The 19,229-nt window shown below is 36.9% G+C and carries 18 protein-coding genes; 7 read left to right on the forward strand and 11 right to left on the reverse strand.

Features of this window, described 5'->3' with window-relative positions:
• Positions 1 to 3: 3 nt before the first annotated feature.
• Complete coding sequence (locus tag LG402_RS19180) at positions 4 to 273, reverse strand: YihD family protein (protein WP_109408934.1); 270 nt, start codon at positions 271 to 273, stop codon at positions 4 to 6.
• Between the two features lie 220 nt (positions 274 to 493).
• Here LG402_RS19180 and mobA point away from each other — a divergent pair, with 220 nt between their 5' ends.
• Both mobA and mobB read left to right on the forward strand, forming a co-directional pair.
• Positions 494 to 1,078, forward strand: a complete 585-nt coding sequence (gene mobA / locus LG402_RS19185; protein ID WP_227336137.1) for a molybdenum cofactor guanylyltransferase MobA — start codon at positions 494 to 496, stop codon at positions 1,076 to 1,078.
• 11 nt (positions 1,079 to 1,089) lie between these two features.
• The gene (mobB, locus tag LG402_RS19190) at positions 1,090 to 1,608 is read left to right on the forward strand and encodes a molybdopterin-guanine dinucleotide biosynthesis protein MobB (protein ID WP_227336138.1); all 519 of its coding nucleotides are present in this window, start codon (positions 1,090 to 1,092) and stop codon (positions 1,606 to 1,608) included.
• Between the two features lie 59 nt (positions 1,609 to 1,667).
• Here mobB and LG402_RS19195 read toward each other — a convergent pair whose 3' ends face one another.
• Complete coding sequence (locus LG402_RS19195; protein ID WP_227336139.1) at positions 1,668 to 3,326, reverse strand: glycoside hydrolase family 13 protein; 1,659 nt, start codon at positions 3,324 to 3,326, stop codon at positions 1,668 to 1,670.
• Between the two features lie 216 nt (positions 3,327 to 3,542).
• Here LG402_RS19195 and LG402_RS19200 point away from each other — a divergent pair, with 216 nt between their 5' ends.
• Positions 3,543 to 4,523, forward strand: a complete 981-nt coding sequence (locus LG402_RS19200; protein WP_227336140.1) for a LacI family DNA-binding transcriptional regulator — start codon at positions 3,543 to 3,545, stop codon at positions 4,521 to 4,523.
• Between the two features lie 63 nt (positions 4,524 to 4,586).
• Here LG402_RS19200 and fic read toward each other — a convergent pair whose 3' ends face one another.
• From fic to LG402_RS19225, 5 genes are all read right to left on the reverse strand, one after another.
• A complete protein-coding gene (fic, locus tag LG402_RS19205) occupies positions 4,587 to 5,663 on the reverse strand; it encodes a protein adenylyltransferase Fic (RefSeq protein ID WP_227336141.1) in 1,077 nt (358 codons plus the stop codon).
• Between the two features lie 346 nt (positions 5,664 to 6,009).
• Complete coding sequence (locus LG402_RS19210) at positions 6,010 to 6,507, reverse strand: RidA family protein (protein ID WP_072068788.1); 498 nt, start codon at positions 6,505 to 6,507, stop codon at positions 6,010 to 6,012.
• Between the two features lie 48 nt (positions 6,508 to 6,555).
• Entirely contained in the window at positions 6,556 to 7,974 is a 1,419-nt protein-coding gene (locus LG402_RS19215) for an NAD(P)/FAD-dependent oxidoreductase (protein WP_166539099.1), read from the reverse strand.
• 609 nt (positions 7,975 to 8,583) lie between these two features.
• Complete coding sequence (gene gorA / locus LG402_RS19220) at positions 8,584 to 9,939, reverse strand: glutathione-disulfide reductase (RefSeq protein WP_227336142.1); 1,356 nt, start codon at positions 9,937 to 9,939, stop codon at positions 8,584 to 8,586.
• Positions 9,940 to 10,083: 144 nt separating this feature from the next.
• Complete coding sequence (locus LG402_RS19225) at positions 10,084 to 10,926, reverse strand: 23S rRNA (adenine(2030)-N(6))-methyltransferase RlmJ (RefSeq protein ID WP_166539101.1); 843 nt, start codon at positions 10,924 to 10,926, stop codon at positions 10,084 to 10,086.
• 180 nt (positions 10,927 to 11,106) lie between these two features.
• Here LG402_RS19225 and LG402_RS19230 point away from each other — a divergent pair, with 180 nt between their 5' ends.
• The 4 genes from LG402_RS19230 to LG402_RS19245 all read left to right on the forward strand — a co-directional run bounded on the left by LG402_RS19230 (position 11,107) and on the right by LG402_RS19245 (position 14,214).
• On the forward strand, positions 11,107 to 11,496 hold the full coding sequence (locus LG402_RS19230; protein ID WP_227336143.1) for a DUF1090 domain-containing protein: 390 nt from the start codon (positions 11,107 to 11,109) through the stop codon (positions 11,494 to 11,496).
• Positions 11,497 to 11,823: 327 nt separating this feature from the next.
• Complete coding sequence (gene yhjD / locus LG402_RS19235; protein WP_109408943.1) at positions 11,824 to 12,843, forward strand: inner membrane protein YhjD; 1,020 nt, start codon at positions 11,824 to 11,826, stop codon at positions 12,841 to 12,843.
• Between the two features lie 70 nt (positions 12,844 to 12,913).
• Positions 12,914 to 13,123 (forward strand): 2-hydroxymuconate tautomerase family protein, encoded by a 210-nt coding sequence (locus LG402_RS19240; protein WP_109408944.1) that lies wholly within the window; start codon positions 12,914 to 12,916, stop codon positions 13,121 to 13,123.
• Between the two features lie 80 nt (positions 13,124 to 13,203).
• Positions 13,204 to 14,214 carry a serine hydrolase domain-containing protein gene (locus tag LG402_RS19245; RefSeq protein ID WP_227336144.1) on the forward strand — a complete coding sequence of 337 codons (1,011 nt, stop codon included), beginning with the start codon at positions 13,204 to 13,206 and terminating at the stop codon, positions 14,212 to 14,214.
• A gap of 102 nt (positions 14,215 to 14,316) precedes the next feature.
• On the opposite strand, the gene LG402_RS19250 is transcribed toward LG402_RS19245, so the two are convergent.
• The 4 genes from LG402_RS19250 to dppD form a co-directional block, all read right to left on the reverse strand.
• A complete protein-coding gene (locus LG402_RS19250) occupies positions 14,317 to 15,831 on the reverse strand; it encodes an insulinase family protein (RefSeq protein WP_227336145.1) in 1,515 nt (504 codons plus the stop codon).
• A 174-nt stretch (positions 15,832 to 16,005) separates the two neighbouring features.
• On the reverse strand, positions 16,006 to 16,716 hold the full coding sequence (locus LG402_RS19255; protein WP_109409039.1) for a HAMP domain-containing protein: 711 nt from the start codon (positions 16,714 to 16,716) through the stop codon (positions 16,006 to 16,008).
• Between the two features lie 523 nt (positions 16,717 to 17,239).
• Positions 17,240 to 18,241 carry a dipeptide ABC transporter ATP-binding subunit DppF gene (dppF, locus tag LG402_RS19260; protein WP_227336146.1) on the reverse strand — a complete coding sequence of 334 codons (1,002 nt, stop codon included), beginning with the start codon at positions 18,239 to 18,241 and terminating at the stop codon, positions 17,240 to 17,242.
• On the reverse strand, positions 18,234 to 19,217 hold the full coding sequence (gene dppD, locus LG402_RS19265; RefSeq protein WP_166539105.1) for a dipeptide ABC transporter ATP-binding protein: 984 nt from the start codon (positions 19,215 to 19,217) through the stop codon (positions 18,234 to 18,236). Before dppD ends, dppF begins: the two co-directional genes overlap by 8 nt.
• Positions 19,218 to 19,229 lie beyond the last annotated feature (12 nt).

The raw sequence follows: 19,229 nt of genomic DNA on the forward strand, positions 1-19,229 counted from the left end.
AACTTAATCTTTAATTACACCACGGGCGCGTAAAATAGCGGTTTTAAAATCTTCTTCGTAATCTTTTTTTAGCCCAGGTATAACATCTGTCGGTGCTGAACCTCGCATTTTCAGATGGTAAATCAAAATATCATCAGTCAGATCAGATAATTGACCTTTAAAACCCGCTTCATTAGCCAGTTTCTGCAATAATTGAATTAAGTTTAAATCAGAATTCTCTTCCCAAACTGGATGCAGTAATTCCATAACTTCATTAAGACGGTGACATTTCATACAAAAAATCCTTATTATTAATGACAACAACAAAGTACCAATTATTATCTGATAGAAAAAGGAAACCTCTGTCAATATGCGTAAAGATTACGCTTTTTTGATAAAAATTGCTGTTGCTTTACATGAAATCTCACTAAGCCGAGACTTTTTATTAGTATATCGTCTTTGCTTGATAAAAATCGTTCGTAAATTTTAGCCAATTTATTCACAAATATTGAATATGAAAAAGAAGAATATTACAGGTGGTATACTCGCTGGAGGCCAAGCAACTAGAATGGGTGGTGCGGATAAAGGGCTACAAATTCTACATGGAGAACCTTTATACCTCCATATTGCCCAAAAACTAGCACCTCAAGTTGATAGCATATTGATTAGTGCTAATCGAAATCTAGAGCAATATCGCCAGAGCCAATATCCTGTTATTACTGATGAAATAGAAGGGTTTTCCGGCCCTTTGGCCGGTATGCTAACACTATTAAAACAAGCATCCACACCATGGGTTGCCTTTGTGCCTTGTGATGTGCCTTATTTTCCACTCAATTTGGTTGAGACTCTCTATGAACAAAAAGGAGAGTCTTTGGCTGTTTATGTTGATGATGGTGAAAGAGAGCACCCTACACTAGCACTATTAAATCGTAGCATTATTCCTATGCTAGAAGCCTATTTAGCACAAGGTGATCGAAAATTAATGCTGTTTATGAAACAGATAAATGCACACCCCGTTTTATTTGCAGATCAAGCCAGTGCTTTTATTAACTTAAATACCCCTGACGATATTGCAAAAGCCAACCAATTAAAAAAATAGGAATGAAAAATATGGCACAGCTCGATTTACCTCTTTTAGGGATCACTGCATGGAGTGGAACTGGTAAAACAACGTTACTAAAACAACTGATCCCTCAATTACGTAAAAGAGGGATACGTGTGGGGATGATAAAACACACTCATCATGATATGGATGTGGATAAGCCTGGAAAAGACAGCTATGAACTCAGAAAAGCAGGCGCCGACCAGACATTAGTTGCAAGCCAACAACGCTGGGCATTGATGACAGAAACCCCTGATTTGCCAGAATTAGATTTGTATTACCTCGCTTCTCGTTTTGATACGAGTAAACTAGATTTAATCTTAGTCGAAGGATTTAAAGGCGAAACCATTCCTAAAATTGCACTTTATCGCCATATCAACGAGCGTGATTTTAATGATTTACTTGATGAGCACGTTATTGCCGTCGCCAGTGATTGTGATTTAAGTATCGATTTTCCACTACTAGATATCAACGCACCTGAGGCTATCGCAGAATTTATTGCAGATTGGCTAAAGAGCACAAAATAAAAATCACAAATCATAAAGCGCCCTATAAAGGCGCTTTGTTTTCAATTAGATAAAGAAAATTAAGCAAAAATAATAGCCTGATAAGGTTGAAGTATAAGATTTCCTTTTTCATCTTCAACTATTGGGCTGTTATGCAGATATGCCTGTTTTACTTTAAGTGTTAATGACTTTTTCTCACCACTAAAATTACAGTAAATATTGACGGAGTTGCCTTCATAAGTACGCTTAAAAGCAATCACATTTTCTGGTGAATTTAATGGTAAAAACTCTCCATAAATCAAAATATCGCTGATCTCTGAATGTCGTCTTAATGCAATTAATTGTTGGTAATAAGCGAAAAGAGAGTGCTTATCTTTAGTCTCTTGCTCTGCATTAATCTGCGTATAGTTAGGATTAACTTTTAACCATGGTTTGCCTGTACTAAAGCCCCCATTGATCTCACTATTCCATTGGAAAGGCGTTCTTGAATTATCACGACTGCGTTCATTAAAATATTCAATAATTTGCTTATCGCTATAACCTAATTTCTTGCCCCATTCATGTAATTTAAATACATGTAAATCGTCATGTTCTTCCAATGTCATTGAGCAATTTGTCATGCCAATCTCTTGCCCTTGATAAATAAAAGGCGTGCCCCGTTGCGTTAATAAAAATGTTGCTAACATTTTGGCACTAATGGGGTTAATAGCACCTTTAGGGAGAAATTTATTTAATGAACGAGGTTGATCGTGATTTTCTAAATAAGGCGCTCCCCACCCTACTCTTTGAGTATCTAATTGGCTTTTGATAAATACAGGTTTTAATCTTTCACCGGTAATTGGGTTAATTGTAAATGGCTTTTCATTGCGAATATCCAAATCGGCAATGCTAAAATCAAATACCATAGAGAAATAACCATTCTCGCCGACATAAGCACGTAAATCTTTTTCTGGCACATCAATTTCTGCAACTGTCATACTGTTCGCAGGCTTAAAAGTATTCTCAACTAATTCAGTTAAAAACTTATCAATTCCTGGTTGATTCAGAACCCAAGGCACTAAAGAAGCGGAACCATCATCTTTATCAGGTTCAAATTGATATTCAGATAAGGCTTCAGGGGATTTTTTTAAATTACCAATCGCATCAATACGAAATCCAGCAACACCTTTTTTTATCCAGGCATTTATCATATCGATAATATCTTTACGTAATTGTGGATTTTCCCAATTTAAGTCCGGTTGCTCTGGACCAAACGAATTAAAATACCATCGGTCAGTATTTCCTACTCGGCTCCAAACAGAGCAGTCAAAATAAGTACGTAAATTATTAGGCGGAGTCGGTTTATTCCATTGTTTAAAAATATAATAATCCGCATAAGGGCTATTAGGATCTTCGATTGCCGATTTAAACCAAGGATGTTCATCTGAAGAGTGATTTAATACTAAATCCAATAGAATTTTAATATCACGTTTTTTAGCCTCACTGATCAGTTTATCCAATGCCTTGTTATCACCAAAAATAGGATCAACAACGGAATAATCAGCAATATCATAACCGTTGTCTTTCATAGGCGATTTAAAAATAGGGCATAGCCAAATAACATTTGTGCCTAGTGATTGAATATAATCTAATTTTTCAGTGATCCCTGCTAAATCTCCAATACCATCACCATTACTATCGTAATAGCTTTTGGGATAAATTTGATAGACCACGGCTTCTTTCCACCAATTATTAGACATATTCACCTCACTAAGGTAATTAATATATATGGAACTGTTCCATATTTAATATAAGATACTATAAGCACTAAAATAGCGGATAAGGTAATTAACATACTAAAATGTGAAATAGCTCATACTAAAAAAACACAATTACCTCATTAAAGAGGGGTTTGTCTTAATCAGATTAAGATATATTAGACAATCAACTAATTGAAAGGAGCAACAGCATATTCAATGGCCGGGATCCGTGATGTCGCAAAAAAAGCTAATGTCGCCGCAAGCACTGTTTCAAGAGCACTAAATAACAGTGGTTATGTGTCTCAAGTTGCACGAGAAAAAATAAAGAAAGCAGTAGAGGAATTAGATTATATTCCAGATACTTGGCTAAGAAATTTATATCAACAAAAGAGTGCAGTTGTTGGCGTCATTATTAATAGCCTTGAGTACCCTTATTTTGCGACAGTGACTCGTTTTATCGAAAATAAACTCGCCGAAAAGGGTTATAGCATGATGTTATGTGCTACACAAAATAGCAAAGTACGCGAACGTATATTTTTTGATATGCTCAAACGAGGCCAGATTGACGGTATTATTGCAGAATATCTACTATTGGATGACAATGAATATCAGCATATTCAAAAACCAGTAGTCACACTTGACCGCCATCTTCGTGATATTCCGTTGGTTTGTTCTGATCACTATACTGGTGGCCGATTAGCAGCAGAACACCTTATTCAAAAAAGTTGCAAAAAAATACTCTATATCGAAGATAATTCCAGCTATTTATCTTCAACACCTTCTTATCAAAGCTGTTTAGCTTTTAAAGAAACACTTCTTCAATCAGGTATTATACCTATTCCCTGCAAAGTAAATTGGAAAGAAGAAGAGAAAGATTACTTCCATACTTTTGCAACAAGAATACTGACGCAGCATCCCAATATTGATGCTATTTTCGCTGCTGATATTCCTGCGATGGCATTATTTAATGAAGCAACCAGACGAAATATAACCATTCCAGAACAATTAAAAATCGTTGCTTACGATGGAAGTCCTTGGCTAAATCAGACACTGCACCAATTAACTTGTATTGAACAGCCCTTTGAACAACTGGCTGAAAAAAGCGTAGAAGTGATTAGTGCATTAATTGAGAATAAAGGAATAACAGATAACGTCTCAGTTATTCCAGTGAAGTTTATTCAAGGTGAAAGTAGTTAAAGCATATATTATAAAATCAATTATTCCTTTATTGCCTCTAAGTTATCGAGGCAATAAAAAACATTATTGATTCAACTCTTGTAATAATTTGGTATTGAGATACAACTTTTCACGACCAACACTCATTTCTTCCAACACACCAATTTCAACTAGCTGTTTAAGATATATCGATGCTGTTTGCCGTTTAGCTACACCATGTTGAACAAGATTATCAATCCGGCAATATGGCTGCATAAAAAGAATTTGGATTAGCTCGTAAGTATATATTTTAGGAAGGTTCTCACACACATAATCAGTTGTTTCTTCCATAAGTTTACGTATAGATAATATTTTACTTGTTGTCCATTGAGATGTACTTTCAACAGCCTTTAACATAAATAGTATCCAAGATCCCCAATCACCTTCTTCGGTTACTTTACGTAAAAGCGTGTAGTAATCATCACGCTTTTCCAAGATAAAGCGTGATAAATAAAGAATAGGTAATGTAAGTAATCCGCTTTGAATTAAATACAAAATATTAAGTATTCGCCCTGTTCTACCGTTCCCATCAGGGAATGGATGAATGCATTCAAACTGATAATGTGCAATAGCCATTTTTACTAATGGGTCTAAATCATCTTCATTGTGTATAAAACGCTCCCAATTTGACAGCAAATTACGAATAGACTCTTCACCCTCTGGTGGCGTATACACCACATGATTATTCTGATCACGTAATACAGTACCAGGGGTTTTTCTTATATCAGTTTGTATTGCGCGTAATTTGGTGCAAATTGCTATCGCTGTGTTGGTACAAAGTGGATAAGTTTCAAGATGAGTATAACCATCATAAAGAGCAGTACGATAACGAAGTGCTTCTTTAGTTGCAGGATCAGCACCGACTTGATGATCAATATACTGAAAAAGCTGATCACTGGTTGTTACAATGTTTTCAATACGTGAAGAGTCTTTTGCTTCCAATATTGGAAGGATATTTATCAATAACTCCTGATCAGGAATTAACTCTCCTGCTGTTTTTAATTCAGCAATTGCTGAGCGCGCATTGATGCACGCTTTTAATATTTCACGTGTTTCAATGAGTTCCAGATCTGGTGGTAACAGTGGTAGATCGTTATAGGGTGTTTTAGGAGACCAACTCATATGTTTATAAAACTCATTTATATCGACATATAGCTATAATATGTCGATACCATAAACATGTCACGCTATTATGTTTATAAAAACACGTTTTATCGACATATCACCATAACATGTCGATACCATAAACATGTCACGCTATTATGTTTATAAAAACACGTTTTATCGACATATCACCATAACATGTCGATACCATAAACATGTTTCGCCATTATGTTTATAAAAATACATTTTATCGACACATCGCCATAACATATCGATATCATAATAAAACGCCAAAGAAAGTTACCCTTCTTTGGCGTTTTATTTGATGATGTTTTACGTCGAAATTGAGTAAAAGCTCTCGTTCTTATTTTGCAGGACGAACAGCGATAACTTCAATTTCTACACGCCATGCAGGGTTCGCCAGTTTATAAACTTGGAACGCTGAGCGTGCTGGTAGTTGATCAGTCTTTGAAGCATCATAGAACTTAGAGTAACCGTTCATGAAACCTTTAAAATCCATAGTGCCATTATTTTCTTCACCACCAACTAAGAATACTTGCATCTTAACAACGTCTTTCATATCAAGACCAAGATTATTCAAGTTAGTTTTGATTTGCTCTAGAACATTAATGGTTTGTTCTTCTGTATTACCATAAGAAGCTAATTCACCTTCTGGTGCATTTGCTGATTTCTTAGTAGGAACTTTACCACTTAAGAAAACCAGATTGTTGCCTGCATTAATTTCAACTGCTTCTGAAATAGGCATACCGTCTAATTTATGATGCACAACATTCTCCGCTGCATTTGCGCTTGCTACACCAAAAATAAAAGGCAGGGCAACAAGTAAACTTTTATAGCGCATGAAAACTCCTTAAAATGTTTAATCTACAGTAAAACAAGGGGTTAATTACTACTTAAAACGATCCATTCTAAATGGTGTTGGATCAATAACTGGTTTTTTACCTGTTACAATATCAGCCGTTAATTCACCGGCTGCAGGGCTTTCAGTCATTCCCCAAACTGTAGCGGTATTAATAACTAGGCCTGGATATTCTTTGACCTCAGAAATAATAGGTAATTCATCAAATGTTGGACTAACAACTGCACCCCAACGCTCAACAACTTGAGATTTTTCAAATACAGGGAATTCAGCTTTCATTCTTTGGAACACAGCATCTAAGTGCTCAGTATTTTGTGTTGCTGTTGCAATGCGATATTGTTCGAACGGTGTTTTTTCATCTAATTTCCAAGATGTTGCCATCTTAAATGAATTAAATAAGTCTTCACCGATAGAGAATTCTAATGGTAGCTCACCACCACCTAATAGGTGCATGAACTTAGGTCCTAATAAGAAACTATCTTTCACAATAGAACTTGTGAAAATGCGTGGTGCGACAGCGTAAGTACCATCCGCTTGCTCACGGAAGTGAATGCCGTTTGGTAAATGCACGTTACCACGAGGTGCGCCAGGAACACCTGATACACGTTGCTGTGATAAGTAAACATTCAGCGTTGGAATATCAATGCCCATGTTACCCATAAATAGGCGTGACCAAATACCACCAGCAAGAACAACATGAGATGTTCTAATTGCACCTTTTTCTGTTACAACATCAGAAATTTTACCACCAGCAGTTTCAATACCTCTTACTGCACAGTTGGTGTAGATTTTTACACCAATTTGCTTAGCATAACGTGCTAATGCTGGTGTACCTGTTTCTGGATCAACAGAACCTGAGTCTTCTTCGAAAGCAGCAACAGTCCATGGCGTTTGCGCACCAACAAGACGGTTTGATAACTCATCACCTTTAATAATGCGAGTATTTAATGGCGTATCAAATCCTGCAGATTCTTTTGCTGTTTTGATCCATGCTTGGGCTTTATCAAACGCTTTTTCATCAGCAAGTGCTTCTACGCGACCTTGTGTACGATAACTGGTGTCTGCACCAATTTTCTCGTTCATACCACGCCATAAGATTTTCCCGTAATGATGTAATGGGAAAATTTCTGGTGATGTTTGATAGCTAATAATTTGGCTGTATGCTCGGCCCGATTGTTCACCGCCAATCTCGCCTTTTTCTAAAATAGTGACACTCATGCCACGTTCTGCAAGGTTGATAGCGGTCATGATGCCTTGGATACCAGCACCGATAATCACTGCATCAGACTCTTTAGGTAGAGCACCTTCTGTCCCTTCGACAAATGATACTCTAGATTTAGTTTCAACGAATTTGCCATCACGACGAACCATTGGAACTAACGCAGCACCGCCAGCTAAAACGCCCGCAGCACCAACACCTAAAAGCAGCTTTCTCCTTGAAATTTTCATCTTCTACCTCAGTAATGGATTTACCATTTATATTTATAATGTTATTAATTTGTATCTTTAAAATTGGATATTATCATAGTTCATTATATTGTTAATAATTATAATTATTTGTTAATCATTTCCACCAACAACAATATCCACAGATACAATATGGTTACTTCAATCGTTTTTTCTCATAAAAAAACATCAATTAAAGACATTCATTCTCTGAGGGTAAGATGGTTATACATTGATATATAAGAATATAATTATAAATTATAAGATTTTTGATAAAAAAGATGATTATTTCTTTAATTAACATTTTGATACAAAATAACATGTAAAGCTGTCAATTTTTGTTTACAAAACGAGCAAAACCTATCGCACAATTGCATAAAATAAAAAGTCGATATTGACGGAGTAATAACCTTTTTTTTACAAAATAAGTTATTTCACTTTATGACTGGTTTAGTGGTTAATAAGCAGACGAATATGCTTTTAGGAAAAAATAGAAAAGAAAGAGGTTGAACTAAAAATAAAGTAGGAATAAATACAAATTTTCAATAAAAAAAGCCAGAGTATAAACTCTAGCTTTTGCATGTTAATTTCAAAGTAAGCGATATTATGCGCTTATCTCATGGTAACAAATTCTTCGGCTGCCGTTGGGTGAATTGCCACAGTGTCATCAAAGTCTTTCTTCGTTGCCCCCATTTTCAGTGCAACTGCAAAACCTTGTAACATTTCATCCATACCAAAACCAATACCGTGAATACCGACAATTTTTTCATCAGCTCCCACACAAACAAGTTTCATACGGCAAGGTTGGCGATGACGAGTCACAGCACTATACATTGCGGTGAAAGAAGATTTATATACTTTGACCTGTTCAGCACCGTATTGCTCAACGGCTTGAGGCTCTGTTAAACCAACAGTACCAATAGCTGGATGGCTAAAGACAACCGTAGGGATATTCGAATAATCTAAGTGCTCATTAGGTTTATTGTTAAATAAACGCTCTGATAGACGACGGCCTGCAGCAACTGCGACCGGGGTTAATTCAACCGCACCAGTGTTATCGCCCACAGCATAAATTCCCTTTACATTGGTATTTTGGAATTTATCGACTTTGATATAACCTTTTTCGTTTAACTCAACGCCTGTTACTGTCAGATTAAGGTTATCGGTTGCAGGCTCGCGACCAATTGCCCAAATTAAAGTATCGACGGTTTGTTCTGTGCCGTTTTCCAGCTGTAGCGTTAAACTGCCATCTGAATTTTTGATCACCGCTTTAGGGATCGCGTGAGTATGTAGCTTAGGCCCTTCGCTCTCCATCACTTCAAGCAGAGTTTCAACAATTAATGGATCGAAATTACGCAGTGGGGCATGTTTGCGTACAAATAGATGCGTTTCACTTCCTAAAGCATTTAACACACCTGCAAGTTCTACTGCAATATAACCAGCACCAACGACAGCAACACGTTTTGGTAATGCTTTTAACTCAAAGAAGCCGTCAGAATTAATGCCATATTCGGCACCTGGAATATTAGGTTGAACAGGACGTCCGCCTGTTGCAATCAGAATATTATCGGCTGTGATTTTCTCACCGTTGACTTCAATCGTATTCGCATCAACAAAACGAGCAAACCCTTGGATAACATCAACTTTATTATTACCTAATACACGGTCATAAGACTGATGAATACGGTCAATATAAGCAGAACGGCTACTGATAAGAGTATCCCAATCAAAACGATTAACCGTCGTATCAAAACCATAATCAGGGCCATATTGATGAATAGCTTCGGCAATTTGCGCTGCATGCCACATCACTTTTTTAGGTACACAGCCCACATTAACACAAGTGCCACCTAATGCTTTCGCTTCAATTAATGCACATTTTTGGCCATACATTGCTGCTCTATTAATTGATGCGATACCGCCACTACCGCCACCAATGGCGATATAATCGTAATGTTTGCTCGTCATTTCTCTGATCCATTTATCTGTAGAAAAATAGGTAACTCACAGGCTAAGTCTTTCATGTCATAAAGTCTATTATGACAAAATTTAATACATAGCACGTCAGATTTTAGCTTTTACAGTAATAGGCAAAAACAATAATAAGGATGCTTATTCTGGTACAACCCATTCAACTGATGTATGACCAATACCTTCAGGAACTAATGTTTTATGTAACCAAGGTAATATTGATTTCATTTGTGACTCTAGCTTCCAAGGTGGGTTAATCACAATCATACCTGATGCCGTCATACCTAATTGATCACTATCAGGTTTTACTGCTAATTCAATTTGTAAAATTTTACGAATGCCAGTTGCTTCAAGCTCTTTTAGCATACGCTTAATTTGCTGACGATGAACCACTGGATACCAAATCGCATATGTTCCCGTTGCAAAGCGTTTATGACCTTCCACAACACCTTTCACTACAGCAGAATAATCCTGTTTAAGCTCATAAGGAGGATCAATTAATGCGAATCCACGACGACTTGCGGGTGGTAGTTTAGATTTCAATTGGCCAAAACCATCTTCGCGAGAAACTCTCACTCGCGGATCACGAGAAAATTCTGTGCGTAATAGAGGGTAATCTGTTGGGTGTAATTCCGTTAACACCAAAGAATCTTGTTCTCTTAATAGTTTTCCCGCCAATAAAGGAGAACCAGGATAATAACGCAGTTCACCATTTGAGTTTAATTCTCCAACGGCTTCAAGGTAAGGTAAAATAAGCTCTGGTACCTCATCTTGTTGCCATAAGCGTGCAATACCTTCTAGATATTCGCCAGTACGAGTCGCATGAGCATTGGTTAATTGATAACGTCCAGCGCCAGCATGAGTATCAAGATAAAGAAATGGTTTTTCTTTCTCTTTTAAAGACTCAATGATGAGTGTTTGAACAATATGTTTTAAAACATCGGCGTGGTTACCAGCATGAAAACTATGGCGATAGCTCAGCATTCTTTATCTTCCGTTAGAAATAAGTATAGCTTAGTAGTGAATTTACTCTGAAAGCTTGATTAAGTTCAGTGTATCAGAAAAAGCTGAACTTCTTCATTGAAAGCGAAAGAAACGTTGTGTCTTAGTGTTCAGTCGTTATGATAATCCTATATTTCACTTAAGATTAGATAGGATATTAAAATGAAAAAAGTACTCTTTACCGCAATTGCATTAACACTGTCTGTTAGCAGTGTGTATGCCAACACCTCAATCAATGGCTGCGAGATTAAAAAACAAAATATCCAAAAACAGATGGAATATGCAAAAGCACACGGTAATCAATACCGCCTACAAGGCTTAGAACGAGCATTACAAAATGTTGAGCGTTATTGCGCACCAGAAAAAGTGGTTGAAAATACGCGCCTTGAATTACGTGAAAAACAACTTGATGTCAAAGAGCGTGAACTTGAATTAAAAGAAGCTCAACTCAAAGGTGATACAGATAAAATCGCCAAACAAGAAAGAAAATTGGCTGAAGAAAAAGCAGAATTAAAAGCTATTGAAGATGAATTAAATCTACTGACAAAATAATTATCATCATAAATCAATGCCTACTCCTTATTTATTTATGAAATACAGAATAGAACAATACACGAGTAGCCATTTTCTAATTAAACTCAACCAATTCAGAATTACTGTATTGGTTTTGTATTCTTAATTAAGTACAAGGTGATCACGCCTTTTAATAGTTCATCATCTACACTTAAACCAGAACAAACAATTACATCATCTAAATCAGAGGCTAATTACAATAAGCATAAGGTATGTAATAGAAATTAAGCTATGCTATTTTTGAGTAGAAACTATAGTAATACTACTAATTTATTAAAAATGGACTGATCTAATTAAAGAGGATATATGTCAGAAGAGCAGCAACAAAAAACAGCAGATGAAAAAACTCAACTGACTCAGCCACTAAAAAAAGGGCTGGAAAAAGGATTACATGGTGGAAAAAAAGCCATCGGTATTGGGATAAAAATTAGTAATTTCATTACCAATATTCCTTTTATTGCACATCTTATTCGTGCCGCAGAGCGCTTCACTGATAGAATGGGAAATCAGTTTGGTGCCGCTATCACTTATTTCTCATTTTTATCATTAATCCCTGTATTAATGCTTTCCTTTGCCTGTGCCGGTTTTGTTTTAGCCTCAAATCCCGATTTGCTCGCTAAATTAATTACTGGTGTAGCAAATAGTATCGACGATCCAACATTGGCTGCAACCGTTCAACAAAGTATTGATACCGCTGTTCGTCAACGTACAACTGTCGGTTTAACGGGTTTAGCAATTGCACTTTATTCTGGTGTTAATTGGGTTGGTAACTTACGTCAGGCCATTTTGGCACAATCACGACTTGTTTGGGAAAGAAACAAAGAAGAGCAAGAAAAAATCTATTTCCGCTATTTCCGTGATTTCTTAGCGCTGATTGGCTTACTCTTTGCGTTAATTGTCACTATAACACTCACTTCTGTTGCGGGATCAGCCCAAAGAATGATTGTTCATACCTTAGGATTAGATGGCATTGAATGGTTAACGCCGGCATGGACAACCATCGGCCTAACAATCTCCATTACTGCAAACTATTTACTATTTTTGTGGATATTATGGATTTTACCTCGCCATCAACCTAAACGTATTTCTCTTATGAAAGGTACGCTTATCGCCGCCATTGGCTTTGAAATTTTAAAATCCGTAATGACATGGATGCTACCAAGAATAGCAAGCTCACCTTCAGGTGCCGCATTTGGTTCGGTAATAGGCTTAATGGCTTTCTTCTACTTTTTTGCTCGATTAACACTCTTTTGTGCCGCGTGGATCGCCACTGATGGTCCAAATATGCGTAAAGAACAGCTGACTGAAACGCAATCAACATCTTAATTTTATGATAAAACTACAATGGTTAATTCCCTGCATTAACCGTCTATCAATAACGTAATAAGGAAAAAAAATGCCATACGTTAATATTAAAATCACACGCGAAGGTGCAACTGCCGAACAAAAAGAACAACTTATTGCGGGTGCAACACAACTTTTGGTTGATGTCTTAGGCAAAAACCCAGCAACCACAGTCGTTGTGATCGATGAAGTAGAAACGGATAACTGGGGAATAGGCGGTAAAACCGTAACAGAATTACGAGCAGTGGCAAAAAATAAATAAAGAATAATTGCAGAATAAATAAAGGGTGCCAAGTACACCCTTTTTACTGATTTATTTTCCTGATAGATAAGGAAGTAACTATGGTTCAATCAATGACTGATGCTTTTCATGCCTTACCCTCAGCGAGTGCTATTTATATTACAGGTGCCGGCATTCAATACCCTTTTGGTATGGCACATGGATTTGCCGATGAAAGTACCCTGAAAAAATTAACTGTAGATACTCCTTTTCGGATCGCAAGCAATACAAAAACCTTTCTCGCAGCCGCTTTTTTACGTTTATGGGAACAAGATGCTCTGTCCCTTGATGATGACATAACTAAGTATTTAAGTACTAATTATCAACAGACATTATTAGAGCTAGGGTATGATCTTAACACTATCACATTGCGCCATTTATTAAGCCACAGCAGTGGTTTATTTGATCACGCAAATGAAGCTTACCTTGAGAAAGTCATAAATAGCCCCACCCATCAGTGGACTCGAGAAGAACAGATCGCGCATTATGCTCACCAAGGTTTTCCCATTATCCCTGCTGGAAAACGCTTTATTTATTCAGATACTGGATACATCTTACTAGGCGATATTCTTTCTCAATTTATGAGAAAAAATATGGCTACAGCAGTTCGTGAATTATTACATTTTCAAGACTTAGATTTACCCCAAACATGGTGGGAAGGTCTGGAGCCACAACCCATATCCAAGAAAATTCGCGCTAGACAATTTGCCGGTGAACATGAAGGTACTCACATTGATGCCTCAATGGATACTTTTGGTGGTGGAGGTCTTGTGATGACAACGCTTGAATTAGCTAAATTCACAGCAGATCTTTTTGAAGATAGAGTGTATGCACATCCATCCACCTTAAAAGAGATGAAATGGCAAGGCTCACATACTGGTGCTGCAAATTATCGTTTAGGATTGATGGCTGAAGAGACGAACTTAGGGACTCTTTATTATCATCTAGGTTATTGGGGTTCTGTTGCTTGTTATTTGCCTGAAAAACAAATTGCTATTGCAGGCTTTACAACTCAAAAAAATAACCGTGAAGCATTAACTGAAATAATTAAAGAAGCATTTAAACGCCTTTAATATTAAAAAAGCAAAAAGCCAAAAATGTATTAATAACACTTTTGGCTTTTTTAATTATATAAACGCTAATTTTTTATATCAGCACAACGAATTATTTTATGGTTATTTCTTCGCCGGAGTTGTCACTGTAGGTGTTTCCACCGTTTTATTTGGTGCCGTATTAGCGGGTTCTGAAGCTGGTGTATTTACTACTTCTGGATGAACTTGCTTTTCAAATTGAATACGCAATTCACCTAAATTTACGGTCGGTGTTTCACCACTTTGCGTTAATACAAAAGTAATATCTTCAGACAATACTCTTGAAAGCTCCTGATTTAAGGTTTCTTTAGTTAAACCGGCTAAAAATGCTTGGCGTAAACGTTGATATTGCTCAGGAGGAATATCAATAATATTGCTTTGTTGTGATAACAAACGCTGATTAATTAAAATAGCCGTACTTGTTTTTGCATAGCGGGCAAAAAGCTGTGTTAACTGAAGTTGTTTCTCTTGTTGAAGCTCTTTATATAACTCATCGCTAATGCCTTGATTACGCAAACGACCTAATTCTTCACCCACCCATGATGCTAACGCTGGAATATTTGCTGTCGCAGTATCAACATTCAAAGAACAACTGGCGCGCTGATATTGTACTCTGCAATCAATGTTAACTTGCGTACTGTCATTTTCTTTACGTTGTTCAAGGCTACGGCCTAAATGAACAAAGATCACTTCGCGTGCTAAATCACTTAACCAATATTTATTTAACGCATCAGAGTCTTTTACTGGCGACCAATCTAGATCCCAAATTAAAGAAATTTGATCTTTAGCTCGCATGGGCTCTTGTACATATAATGTTTCAGGCTTCATATCTGCCAACATCGGTACTGGAACAGGGGTAACTCGCTTTCCAGATAGCGATGAAAAGGCCTGATTAATACTTTCGGTCAATACTCGATTATCAACATTGCCAGTAATATAAAGCGTCATCATATCAGGGGTATACCAACGCTGTTGATAATCTGATAATTCTTTTGTATTAACTGACTGATTAACTGGCTTACCGGGATTGTGGCCTTTTAGATTAGATCCTTCAAGACGTGAGCGCCAAATAGGATCTTCAATATTAAGTGGAAATGTGGCAATAGGAAGTGGGGACTGAACAGCGTTACGGACTGCATTTTCAGTATATTGCGCTGGCTTAGCAATTCCCGCAAGCAATGCAAAAGCATCTTTTAATAGTTCAGGTTGGTTATTTGGCAGACTTAAATTATAAACCGTAAAATCGTATGAAACGATCATTGGCGGTAACGGATAATCTGGATCTAACGCATTTTTCCATAAGTTATCGCGCTTCTCTGGTGTCAGGCCTGTATTTTCTAATACATTGAGTTTAGACACCAAGGATGAAAAACCCGTTTCACTGCTTTTCTCTGATAAAGAACCTGTATTCACTAATAAACGAATTTGTATTCTATCATTAGGGCGTTGCGGTGTTTGTAAGATTTGCCACTGAAAACCATTTGCTAGTCGCCCTTCTTGCCAAGCAGGATCAGGCTGTAAAGCTTCGGCCTGAACTTGGCAAACAACAGCGCCAAACATAACGCTTCCCAATAAAATTCGTGTCATTACACCCTGCATGTGAACCTCTGTTTTATTAATCCTTGGTATTAAACCACTTATGAGGTTTAACAATAAGCGCCAAAAGACATGTTAGATGTTTGATGTCTATTTTTTGTATTATCATTCTTTGTCACCACAGAAACATGAAATGAAATCACTATAGTGATTAGACTCATTATGGCGTAAGAAGGTTCAGACCTTCGGCAATTTTTGATCAGATTTTTGATGATTATATCCTTTAACCAGCAAACCAATCTCATCATCACGATGTGATTCTGGACAAGATAAAGCAGAAACTTGGCTATCTTTATTAAGAGTAACGGCTATTTGGCGTAAAGGTTTCACCACAATACGATTGATACACCAGCTAATCGCAACCGTTAGAATAAGTCCCATTAACAGATATGTGGTTAACATTAGTGCGACAGTGTTGCTGGCAAAACGATAAAAACGGTTTGTGTCAGCCTGTAAAATAAGATAGCCGGTATAAGACTTATCATCTGTTGAAGTAATACCTAATGGCTGTAATGGAATAACAGCCTCAACAGGGATACCAAAAAGCCAGCTTGAGAAATCAGATACGTCTTTTTTGGGTGCAAAATCTAAGTTCATCACTTGAATATTCTCAGGTTGCATCACTATCGCTTTACCGAGGATACCCGTTGCTTTTAACCCAATTATCTGTTTTTTGGCATCATTTAAATCTGATCGTAACAATGCATCAGCAAGTGGTTGCTGGATACTGACACCCGCATTAAAAAGCTGATTTTGATAATCTTCACGGCGTTGATCTATCAAATAGACAAGTTGGATACTGATAAAAATAGCAATAGTCACCAACGTAACGCCCGCAACTGCGGCCATCTGTTTTATTGTTAATGAATGTTTAAGATGAGGTTTCATCATTGCTATTTCCAATATACATACTTGAACAGAGTGATTATACTGTATTTTTTAGATTATGTATCACCCTCAATAAAGAAAATAGCGCGATAAAAACTGTCTATCCATTAAAACTAAAGTAGATAAATATATAATTATTATTATTTGAGTATAGTTGTAAGATAAAAATAGTAAAATGAGATAAATACTGGGTTTCACTTTTTTAACCGCAATATTGCCATATTATTTTGATTATAGAATATATTTCACTAAAAAATACAATACCATGTAAATTTAAATCTATAAAAATCTTATTAAGATGTTAAAAACAAAAATAAAAGAATAATAATATTTTAATATATAAATATTTTTTATTTTTAATACCAGCACCACTTAATATTTTAAGAAATTCACATGAAATAACATTTAATATTTACTGAATCATAATAGGATTGTTTCATTTAGATTAGCTTAATATAATTAAAAAAAGGAGCAATATATTTTAATATATTGCTCCTCTTTGATTAAATATATTCTTTTTTATTTAAGGTGCTATGTTATCTTGCTCAACAGCAAAACAAGCAATAAGTTGGCCATTATAATCTTTTAAAGTTGGCTGTAATTGACTGCATGTCCCAAATGCACGGCGGCAACGTGCTGCAAAAGCACACCCTGGTGGTGGATTTAACGGGCTTGGCAATTCTCCTGTTAATTTAATACGTTCGCGTCTTAATTCAGGTGTTAATCTTGGCGTTGCTGATAACAAGGCTTGTGTATAAGGATGCTGAGGGTTTTCAAAAATTTGAGCCTTAGTACCTTTTTCTACACAACGTCCTAAATACATCACAATAACTTCATCTGCAATATGCTCAACAACGGAAAGGTCATGAGAAATAAAGACATAAGAAAGCCCCATATCCTGTTGAAGATCCATCATTAAATTTAGCACTTGAGCACGCACTGAAACATCGAGAGCAGAAACGGGTTCATCCGCCACCACAATATCCGGCTCAAGCATTAAACCACGAGCAATAGCAATACGCTGACGTTGACCACCAGAAAACATGTGGGGATATCGGCTATAATGCTCTGTTTTCAATCCCACTTTTGCCATCATTGATAATACTTTTTCTTTACGTTCAGATACGTTAAGTGTCGTATTGATCAAAAGTGGCTCTTCTAGAATTTGTCCCACCTTTTTACGGGGGTTTAATGATCCATAAGGATTTTGAAATACAATTTGGATCTTTTGGCGACGCAATTTCTCTGCTGATTTATCTTTGATCAACAGATTCTGCCCACGGTAAGAAAGCTCCCCTGAAGTGGGGATCTCAATCATGGTTAATAATCGACCTAATGTCGATTTTCCACATCCTGATTCGCCAACAATCGCCAAGGTTTTACCTCGCTCTAACTCAAATGAAACACCATCGAGCGCTTTCACTGTTTTCTCTTTTGAAAACAGCCCTCCTTTAACATTGTAATACTTGGCTAAATTGACCGCCTTTAATAAGGGAGTAGTGACATTTGGATTAACTTCAACCATGAGTAGGTCTCCCTGTATTATCTAACGGTGTATGACATTTCACGCGATGTGTTCCCAATTCTCTTAAAGCAGGTTCTGTTTTATAGCATTCATCATGAGCATAAGGACAACGAGGATTAAGTAAACATCCCGTTGGTCTATCATAGCGACCTGGTACAACCCCAGATAATGAAGTTAATCGCGCTTTGTTGCTGGCAAATTCAGGCAATGCTCTTAATAGTGCCTGTGTATAAGGATGACGAGGTGATTTAAAAATTTCTGATGCCTTTCCTGATTCAACAACTTGCCCTGCATACATCACAATAATGGTGTCGGCGGCTTCTGCCACTAATGCTAAATCGTGAGTGATAAGCACTAGCGCCATATTTTCTTGCTTTTGTAAATCCAACAATAGTTCGATGATCTGCGCCTGAATAGTTACATCCAGAGCCGTTGTCGGTTCATCAGCAATCAATAATTTAGGGCGACAAGCAATCGCCATTGCAATCATCACTCGCTGGCTCATACCGCCAGAAAGTTGATGAGGATACACATCTAAACGTGAAGCAGGATCAGGAATACCCACCAACGTTAAAAGGTCGATAGCACGTTGTTTACGTGTTTTTCGACTTCCACCTTGATGAACTTTCAATGCTTCCATGATTTGATAGCCAACCGTAAAACAGGGGTTTAGGCTGGTCATTGGATCTTGGAAAATCATTGCGACATCGGCTCCCACCAAATTACGTCGCTCTGATTCAGAGATTTTCATTAAATCTCTGCCATCAAAATAAAGCTCTTGAGCACTTACTCGCCCCGGAAAATCAATCAGCCCCATAATAGCCAGTGAGCTCACAGATTTACCTGAACCAGACTCTCCAACAATACCAACGACTTGCCCTTCTTCAACTTGATAGCTAATTCTGTCTACCGCTTTAAACGGAGTATCTTCATCACCAAAGTGAACCGATAATTGATTAATATTTAATAATGCCATCTTCTTACTCCG

The sequence above is a fragment of the Proteus sp. NMG38-2 genome (assembly GCF_020640995.1).
Classification (GTDB): domain Bacteria; phylum Pseudomonadota; class Gammaproteobacteria; order Enterobacterales; family Enterobacteriaceae; genus Proteus.